Here is a 7,721-nt window from a genome sequence, read left to right on the forward strand (position 1 = left end):
GTCTGGCACTGGGACCGCGGGAGGATCGGGGCCCGGTCTCCTCCCTGAGGAGGAGAGCCTCGTGCGGAGAGGAGCGTCGTGAGGAGGAGACCGTCGTAAGAGGTGAACAGGGGGGCAGCGGCTGTCAGGGGCGGCGGGGTCGCACGAGACCGTGGTCATAGGCGGCGACAACGGCCTGGACGCGGTCGCGCAGGCCCAGTTTGCGCAGCACCGCGGTGACATGGTTCTTGACGGTCGCCTCCGACAGCCGCAGCCGCGCGGCGATCTCCGCGTTCGACAGCGCCTGCCCGATCAGGGTGAGCACCTCCCGCTCGCGGCCGGACAGATCCCGCAGGGAGGGCGGCGGCGCCGGGTCGGGTGTGGTGCGCAGGAACCGGTCCAGGACACGACTCAGCACGGCCGGCGCCAGCAGCGCGTCCCCGCGCGCGGTCAGGCGGATCGCGTCGACGAGCTCGGCGGGACGCATGTCCTTCAGCAGGAAGCCGCTCGCCCCGGCCCGCAGTGCGGCGACCACGTGCGCGTCCACGTCCCAGGTCGTCAGCACCAGCACCCGGGCCCGACTGCCGCACTCCACGATCTGCCGGGTCGCCTCGATGCCGTCCACGACGGGCATGCGTACGTCCATGAGCACGACGTCGGGTGCCAGTTCCCGCGCGAGCCGCACCGCCTCCTGCCCGTCGGAGGCCTCACCGGCCACCTCGAGGTCGTCCCGGGCGTCGATGATCATGCGGAATCCGGTTCGGACCAGGGCCTGGTCGTCGGCCACCACCACGCGCACCGTCATGACACGTCCCCCACCGGCAGCCGCGCCGCCACCTCGAACCCGCCCTCGGGCAACGGACCGGCACGCAACGTACCGCCCACGAGCCGCGCCCGCTCCTCCATCCCCACCAGACCGCGTCCGCCCGCAGCCGAAGGTGAAGCCGAACTGCTCTGCCTTGTACGGCCGTTGTCGGCCACCGTGACCTCCACACACTCCCCCGCGGCCGTCACGCGTACGCTCACCTCGTCGGCGCCGGCCGCGTGGCGCAGCGTGTTGGTCATGGCCTCCTGGACGATCCGGTAAGCCGCCAGGTCCACCGCGGCCGGCAGTCCGTCAATGGCGCCCTCGCGGTACACCTCCACGGTCATCCCGGTGGCACGCACGGTGTCGGCCAGCTCGTCCAGGCGTGCGAGCGAGGGCTGCTGTTCCCGCTGCGTCCCGTAGTCGTCCTCCCCCGCTTCGGGCCGGAAAGCGCGCAGCAGCAGGCGCAGTTCACCGAGCGCCGAGCGGGCACCCGTCTCGATGGCCCGTAGCGCCTGACGGGCCTGGTCGGGCCGTTCGGTGAACACGTCGGCGGCGGCCCCCGCCTGAATGACCATCACCGAAAGGGTATGTGCCACGACGTCGTGCACCTCCCGCGCGATCCGGGCGCGCTCCTCCACCACGGCCCGGCGCGTCTCCGCCCTCACCCGAGCCTGCTGTGCCCTGCGCCACTGCCCCGTCATCCACGCCAGGACCACCGTCAGCAGATAGACGGCCAAACCGGTAGGTCCACCCGCCCAGAACGCCAGCGGCGCGGGCACGCACATCGCCGCCAGCGCCCCCACCGACACCCGCCGCGACCTGGTGGCCGACAGCACGCACAACGTCATCTGCGCCGCCAGCAGCGCCCCCGTCAAGGACACCGCGGGCAGCAGCGCCCACACCGCGAGCCCGGACACCGCGTTCGCGGCCAGCACCCAGGCCGGAGCGCGCACCTGCCACCTCAGGGCACCGACCTGCACGAGGACCAGGGCCGAAGCCACGGCCAGTCGCCGGCCGTGCCCCGCACCGGCTACGAGGACCGACGTACCGACGACGGCCAGCACCAGAGCGGCCGGCCCCCACCACAGCGCCCGGGCCACCCGGTACGACAACTCGCCCCGCGCCTCCCCCGCGACCGCCTCGTCCGGCTGCCTGATCCCGCTGTCCACATCCTGACGATATCCAGCCGCGCGGGCCGGACCGCGAATCCGGCGCCATGCCGTGTCCAGGTCGGCGTCGTGAAGAAAGCGGCCGTGGATCTCGGGGGTAAGCGACCGCTTGCGGGGATATCCCCTGGCTGGGAGCGCTCGTCTAGGCGCTTCGCGGCCGTCGGGAAGCCGTCTTCTTCGTGGTCGCCTTCTTCGCCGCAGCCTTCTTCGCCGCAGTCTTCTTGGCCGGCTGCTTCTCGGCCGGCTGCTTCTTGGCGGCCGGCGTCTTCTTCGGCTTCGGCAGCCTGTGCACCTCCGCTGGACCGGCGTCCTCGCCGCGCGAGGCCTTCGCCTTCTGCACCGACTCGCTCAGCGCCGCCATGAGGTCGAGCACCTGGGCAGGTGCTTCCGGCTCCGGCGCCTCGGGCAGCGGCTTCTCCTCCCGTTTCGCCTCGATGATCTGCGCCATGGCCTCGGTGTAGCGATCCTGGAACTCCTCCCCCTCGAGGTCCTCGCGGGTCATGGTCTCCATCAGCGCGAGCGCACCCTCGATCTCCTCGTCCGACACCTCCACCGGCGGCGGCAGCAGCTCCTTCGGGGAGCGGATCTCGTCGGGCCAGCGCATGGCATGGAGTACCAGGACGTCGCCCTTCACCCGGAGCAGGCCGAGCCGCTCACGGCCGGACCACGCGTACTTCGCGACCGCCACCTTCGACGAGCGGCCGAGCGCCTGGACGAGCAGCTTGTACGGCTTGGCCGCGACCTTCCCCGCCGGTTGAAGGTAGTAGCCCTCGCCGATCCGGATCGGGTCGATGGAGGCGAGCGGCACGAAGGCGTCGATCTCGATCGCCCTGGCCGTCGGCAGCGGGAGATTGCGCAGATCCTCCTCCGTGATGGGGATGACCTGCGTCTTGGTCAGCTCGTAGCCCTTGCCGATCTCGTCCTGGGAGACCTCCCGGTCCTCGAGCTCGCAGATCTTGCGGTAGCGGACCCGCCCCATGTCCGTGGTGTGGAACTGGTGGAACCGGATCGAGTGGTCCTCCGTCGCGCTGACCACGTTGATCGGCACGGTGACCAGACCGAACGAGATGGCACCGGACCAGATGGTTCGGGGCATGCCCACACCTCCGCGCAGTAGCCCCCGAGCACCACCAGCCTAAGGACGCCGCATGCGGCCCGCACCCCTCCGGGGCTGGGCCGGCGGGGTTCCGACCGGGTGTGTGGGCGGGCGATGACGCCTTCGAGGGGCGAAGCTGAGAGCGTGAGCATCAAAAGCGAGCGTCCGGTGAGTGCTGAACAGATCAATGCGGCGTTGAGCGCTCTGGGAGCCGAACCAACGGCGGATCCGGAAGCGCGGCGCGAGGAACCGCAGGAACCCGATCGTCTGCGCCTGCTGGGCCATCTGCTGGCCAAGGCGGAGTGGGAGATCACCGCCGCGACGCGTCTGTCCGAGGAGGGGGAGATCGAGGATGTCCTCGACACGATGCTCGGCTGGGCGGAGCAGCTGGACCATGATCCCGGCCTGGCGGTCAACATCCTGACGAACAGACTGCAGCGCACCGCCATTCAGGTCTCGGAATCCGAAGCGGAGGAACCACCTCCGGGCCGGGAGGCGTCCTTCGCGGCCGCCATGACGGCGTTGTACACCCTCAGTGCCCAGCTGCACGCCGATCGAGGTGACGTCGCGGGAACCAGGCGGGCTCTGAGCGGGGCGGAGGAAGCCCTCATCGACACCATGCAGGGCATGCACGATCTGCGGGTTGCCCTTGGGGACACGGCTGGAGAGGGCGAGGAATCAGAGGGCTGATGGCGGGATCGGCGGCTTAGGGACCCTGTGGCGGCTCTCACGGCCCCCGACCGGGGAGAGCGGTCGGTGAACGCTGCGCCGAGGCTTGGCGGCCCGGGCGAGCGTGCACTTCACGAGGCACCGTGGGCCGTCCCGGCACATAACATGAGCCACTACCGGGGAGTAACTTCTCTTGCGCAGAAAGAGGTACCGCAGTGGCCCGCATATTCACGGTAAGCGAGAGCATCCTCGTCAGGGTCCCGCCCGAGGTCGCCTGCCAGGCCGTGAGCCGCCCCTCCGACATGGGCCGCTGGAGCCCCGAGAACCTGGGTACGACCGGGGCCCCCGAGGACGGGCCGGCGGTATTGGGCTCGACGTTCGTCGGCCGCAACCGGCGTGGAAGGTTCCGCTGGGTCACACGGTGCACGGTCACCGCCGCCGACCCCGGCCGTCGCTTCGCGTTCCGAGTCCACGCCATCGGCATCGGGCAACCGCGTCTGCGCGGCCCGATCGCCAGCTGGGAGTACCGCTTCGAGCCGATCAGCGAAGGCACGCGCGTCACCGAGACCTGGACCGACGACCGGCGTGCCTGGCCCGCGTTTGCGGCCAACGCCTTCGATCGGGTCGTCACAGCGGGCAGCACCTTCGCCACCTTCCAGGCCCGCAACATCCACATGACGCTGCGGAACCTCAGGCGGGAGCTGGAAGCGGCCACAGAGTAGGGCCGCAGTGCCATGCCCAGGGCCTGCCCGTGAAATCGCCGGCCGGGGCGCTACGGCGCCCAGACGCTCCCGCCGTCACAACGCAACGTAAGCGCGGGCGACTTGACCGTGATGCCAGGCCCGGCGTGAATGTGCCTCAGGCGTCGGTGGCGGTGAGTTCCAGGATGCGACGCGGCTGGTCCTGCAGACCGGACAGTTCCAGTGTCCCGCCTTCCGCTTCGGTGTACCGGTGCAGGCTCTGCAGCAGACTCAGGCCGCTGGCGTCCATGAACGACACACCCGCCAGGTCCAGGCAGAGGGTGCGGTTGCGGATGCTCACCGTGTCGGTGAGCTGGGTGATGCGCGGGCAGGTGTCGAAGTCGAGTTCGCCCGCCACAGTGATCATGACGCGGTTGTGATGATTGCTGACGTGCACATCGAAAGACGGCATGGTGGAACCACCGTTCGGGATCAAAGCCCATCACGGTCGGCTCCCACTGCCCCGGAAGTAGGCCGTCAAGCGCGCGGCATGGGCCGCTCACAGCCGAGCAAGACCACCCGCACCATCCATCGGCCACTCATGTTCGGTCGCCACGAGGCGGCGCGGGGTCTCCCACCAGACCAGGCTGGCTCTCCCTGAAGAGTGTCACATCCACGCCCGCTTCGGGAGCACCCCGGCACCCTCGGGCTCCGACCACGGAGCGGATGGCCTCTATTCGTCTTCGTCCGTACGGGGTTGCGGTGCCGAGCCGGCCGCCCGGCCTCCCCGCTGTCCCGGGTCGCCCTCCCCGCCACGCCCGAAGGCGCCGGTGATCGGCCGCGCCCCATGCGATGACCCCGCCGCAATCAGGGACGTTTGTTCGGGCGCAGACGGAACACACGATGAACTAACAAGTTCTTTATGAGACGAAGCGGAGACGTACATGGGCATCATCGCGTGGATCATCATCGGGCTGCTCGCCGGCGCTATCGCCAAGGCGCTGATGCCGGGCAAGGACCCCGGCGGCATCATCGTCACCATGCTCATCGGCGTTGTCGGCGGTCTGCTCGGCGGCTGGCTCGGCAAGGTCATCTTCGGGGTCGACTCCATCGACGGATTCTTCGACCTCTCCACCTGGATCGCGGCGATCGTCGGCTCCCTCATCCTGCTGGTTCTGTACCGCCTCGTCACCGGCAACCGGCGCTCGCACCGTCACGCGTGACACCGCACAGCCGGACACACCGGATCGGCGCCCTCCCAGAACGGGAGGGCGCCGATCGCCTTTTGGTGTCGTGCCGAAGAGAGGGGATGGAGTGATGTCGGCCGCCGGCGGGCAAGGGCCTTCACCCGCGCCGCGTCACAGGGTCGCGGTCGTCCCCTCGCCGGACGCGCTGGCCGCGAGCCACTGGTCCCAACCCAGGTTGAAGTCGGCGTAGCCGTTGTCGGCCGGGGCCTTGGCACGGGCCGAGCCCGTGATGGTGACTGGGTCGCCCTGCTTCACCTGGCCGTAGAACCACTTGGCGTCCGACATCGACAGGTGGACGCAGCCGTGCGAGCCGCGCGCGCTGCCGCTGCCCGGATTGGGGTCGCCGGTCGAGTAGTGCACGTACGTGCCCGACTGGGTGAGGTGAACGTCCCAGGGCAGCGTCAGGTCGTAGTAGTTGGCGCTGCCCTTGTCACAGCTGATGCCGACGCTGCAGGAGGTCATGTGGACCTTCTCCTGCTTGTCGATGACGGCCATCGTGCCGTTCCACGTCGGATACTGGGCACTGCCCGCATTGATCGACAGCGTGCGCACCAGCCTGCCGTTCTTGGACACCTTCATGGTGTGACCGGTCACCGAGACATCCGCGCGTACGTCGTCGCCGACCGTGAAGCTGTGCGTGTAGCCGTGTACGCCATAGCGGCCGTTGCCGTTGCTGACGCCCTGCATGTCGGCCTCGATCTTCACCTTCGTGCCGGACGGCCAGTACGTCTTCGGTCGCCAGTCGGCGCGCTTGTCGCCGAACCAGTGCCAGGCGCCGGCCACCGGCTGAGAGGCGCTCACCTTCATGTGCTTCTCCACCGCGGCCCGTGCCTTCTGGGCCACCGGATTCGTGAAGACCACCGAGATCGGCATGGCCACGCCGACCGTGGACCCCGTCTGCGGAGTGATCGTCTCCAGCAGCATCGGCGGCCCCTTGGGCTTCGTCGGTGACGGAGAAGCGCTCGCACTCTGCTTGCCGGGTGCCTTCGCGTCGTCCCCGCCGGCCTTGTCACTGCCGATTCCGCCGCAGGCGCTCACGCCCACCAGCATCGCGCCCGTAACGACTGCGATACCTATGCCGCCCTTGCCCCGTCCCACGACCTGCCCCACTCTCTCGTCATTCGGCCCTGACAGGCCCAACGCCCTGTCAGACAGCGAGGACGCAGGCCACAGTTGCGTGTATCGCGTAAAGCGTGTCTCAAAACTCGGAGCACAACACCTTCGAGATGCGGGGCGAGTTCTTCGCGATGGCCACGTCTCCCGCGCTGCCCTGTGCCCAGTTCGTGCGGGGAGGGTGTCATCGACAGGGCGTGCCAGGCGTAGTGCATACAGTGATCCTTCGGGGGCAGACGAGACCCTGGGAAAGGATCTGCTTCCTTTCAGTCGCGGCGCCACCTGGCGGGTGTGCGCATACGGATGTCACGGGCCCCGGGTGACGGCCCGTCTGTCGAGAGAGGTTGTCGCTGTGCTGTTGCCTGCGGAGAAGGAACTGCGTGCGGTGCTGGCTCGCTTCGCCGACGCACGCTTCCGCCACGACCTGCAGCCCACCGGCCACTCGAGCCGAGAACTGGAAGACACTTCCGGCACGCTCTGCGGCATCACCGGCACCCGGTCGGTGGACGAGGCCCTCATCGTTGCCGACGCTCTCCTCGAACAGTTGCGAGCGGACCGCTGTGCGGACAGGAAGACGACCCAGTCCCTGGCTGCCTGACCTGCCCGTCCGTCGGAGGGCACCGGAAGCGCGCATCATGGAGGTCATGCGAACGCGACCAGTGCTGGTCTACGACGGTGACTGCGGCTTCTGCACGGCCTCCGTGGCCCTCGCACAGAGATGGATCGGACCATGCTGCGACATCACGGCACGCCAGTGGGCCGACCTGGAGGCGCTGGGCCTCACCTCGGAGCGGGCCGCGTACGAGGCCCTGTGGTTGACGTCCTCCCCCTCGTGAACGAGGGAGATTCCCCTATGAGGGGGTTCGGCCGGTCGCCCGGCTTTCAGGTTCCTGCTTCACGGACCGCCTGGCGGCGAGGTCTCCACAGGCTGACACGGGCTGCCCGCCCGCGTGTTTGATG

At 69.2% G+C, this 7,721-nt stretch carries 10 protein-coding genes; 5 read left to right on the top strand and 5 right to left on the bottom strand.

Features of this window, described 5'->3' with window-relative positions; all coding sequences use genetic code 11:
* Positions 1-124 precede the first annotated feature (124 nt).
* The 3 genes from ACFVVO_RS37155 to ACFVVO_RS37165 all read right to left on the bottom strand — a co-directional run bounded on the left by ACFVVO_RS37155 (position 125) and on the right by ACFVVO_RS37165 (position 3,052).
* Positions 125-784 (bottom strand): response regulator, encoded by a 660-nt coding sequence (locus ACFVVO_RS37155; protein ID WP_390061123.1) that lies wholly within the window; start codon positions 782-784, stop codon positions 125-127.
* Positions 781-1,956, bottom strand: a complete 1,176-nt coding sequence (locus ACFVVO_RS37160; protein WP_390061124.1) for a sensor histidine kinase — start codon at positions 1,954-1,956, stop codon at positions 781-783. The genes ACFVVO_RS37155 and ACFVVO_RS37160 overlap by 4 nt, the downstream gene beginning before the upstream one ends.
* Before the next feature lie 142 nt (positions 1,957-2,098).
* The gene (locus ACFVVO_RS37165) at positions 2,099-3,052 is read right to left on the bottom strand and encodes a Ku protein (RefSeq protein ID WP_390061125.1); all 954 of its coding nucleotides are present in this window, start codon (positions 3,050-3,052) and stop codon (positions 2,099-2,101) included.
* Between the two features lie 144 nt (positions 3,053-3,196).
* Between ACFVVO_RS37165 and ACFVVO_RS37170 the strand changes: the two genes are divergently transcribed.
* Together ACFVVO_RS37170 and ACFVVO_RS37175 are read left to right on the top strand one after the other, a co-directional pair.
* Complete coding sequence (locus tag ACFVVO_RS37170) at positions 3,197-3,742, top strand: hypothetical protein (protein ID WP_390061126.1); 546 nt, start codon at positions 3,197-3,199, stop codon at positions 3,740-3,742.
* 194 nt (positions 3,743-3,936) lie between these two features.
* The gene (locus tag ACFVVO_RS37175; protein ID WP_390061127.1) at positions 3,937-4,443 is read left to right on the top strand and encodes an SRPBCC family protein; all 507 of its coding nucleotides are present in this window, start codon (positions 3,937-3,939) and stop codon (positions 4,441-4,443) included.
* Between the two features lie 136 nt (positions 4,444-4,579).
* On the opposite strand, the gene ACFVVO_RS37180 is transcribed toward ACFVVO_RS37175, so the two are convergent.
* Positions 4,580-4,873 carry an STAS domain-containing protein gene (locus tag ACFVVO_RS37180; protein WP_390061128.1) on the bottom strand — a complete coding sequence of 98 codons (294 nt, stop codon included), beginning with the start codon at positions 4,871-4,873 and terminating at the stop codon, positions 4,580-4,582.
* A 472-nt stretch (positions 4,874-5,345) separates the two neighbouring features.
* On the opposite strand from ACFVVO_RS37180, the gene ACFVVO_RS37185 reads away from it, so the two are divergent.
* On the top strand, positions 5,346-5,624 hold the full coding sequence (locus ACFVVO_RS37185) for a GlsB/YeaQ/YmgE family stress response membrane protein (protein WP_390061129.1): 279 nt from the start codon (positions 5,346-5,348) through the stop codon (positions 5,622-5,624).
* 135 nt (positions 5,625-5,759) lie between these two features.
* On the opposite strand, the gene ACFVVO_RS37190 is transcribed toward ACFVVO_RS37185, so the two are convergent.
* Positions 5,760-6,758 (bottom strand): Ig-like domain-containing protein, encoded by a 999-nt coding sequence (locus ACFVVO_RS37190; RefSeq protein ID WP_390061130.1) that lies wholly within the window; start codon positions 6,756-6,758, stop codon positions 5,760-5,762.
* 355 nt (positions 6,759-7,113) lie between these two features.
* Here ACFVVO_RS37190 and ACFVVO_RS37195 point away from each other — a divergent pair, with 355 nt between their 5' ends.
* Both ACFVVO_RS37195 and ACFVVO_RS37200 read left to right on the top strand, forming a co-directional pair.
* A complete protein-coding gene (locus ACFVVO_RS37195) occupies positions 7,114-7,359 on the top strand; it encodes a DUF5133 domain-containing protein (protein WP_390061131.1) in 246 nt (81 codons plus the stop codon).
* A gap of 46 nt (positions 7,360-7,405) precedes the next feature.
* Positions 7,406-7,597 carry a hypothetical protein gene (locus ACFVVO_RS37200; protein ID WP_390061133.1) on the top strand — a complete coding sequence of 64 codons (192 nt, stop codon included), beginning with the start codon at positions 7,406-7,408 and terminating at the stop codon, positions 7,595-7,597.
* Positions 7,598-7,721 lie beyond the last annotated feature (124 nt).

Source organism: Streptomyces sp. NPDC058145 (assembly GCF_042884245.1).
Classification (GTDB): domain Bacteria; phylum Actinomycetota; class Actinomycetes; order Streptomycetales; family Streptomycetaceae; genus Streptomyces.

Excerpts from the sequence above, each read along its gene's own strand:
- ACFVVO_RS37185 (WP_390061129.1), top strand. The coding sequence starts at position 5,346 with ATGGGCATCATCGCGTGGATCATCATCGGGCTGCTCGCCGGCGCTATC.
- ACFVVO_RS37155 (WP_390061123.1), bottom strand. The coding sequence starts at position 784 with ATGACGGTGCGCGTGGTGGTGGCCGACGACCAGGCCCTGGTCCGAACC.
- ACFVVO_RS37165 (WP_390061125.1), bottom strand. The coding sequence starts at position 3,052 with ATGCCCCGAACCATCTGGTCCGGTGCCATCTCGTTCGGTCTGGTCACC.
- ACFVVO_RS37200 (WP_390061133.1), top strand. The coding sequence starts at position 7,406 with ATGCGAACGCGACCAGTGCTGGTCTACGACGGTGACTGCGGCTTCTGC.
- ACFVVO_RS37180 (WP_390061128.1), bottom strand. The coding sequence starts at position 4,873 with ATGCCGTCTTTCGATGTGCACGTCAGCAATCATCACAACCGCGTCATG.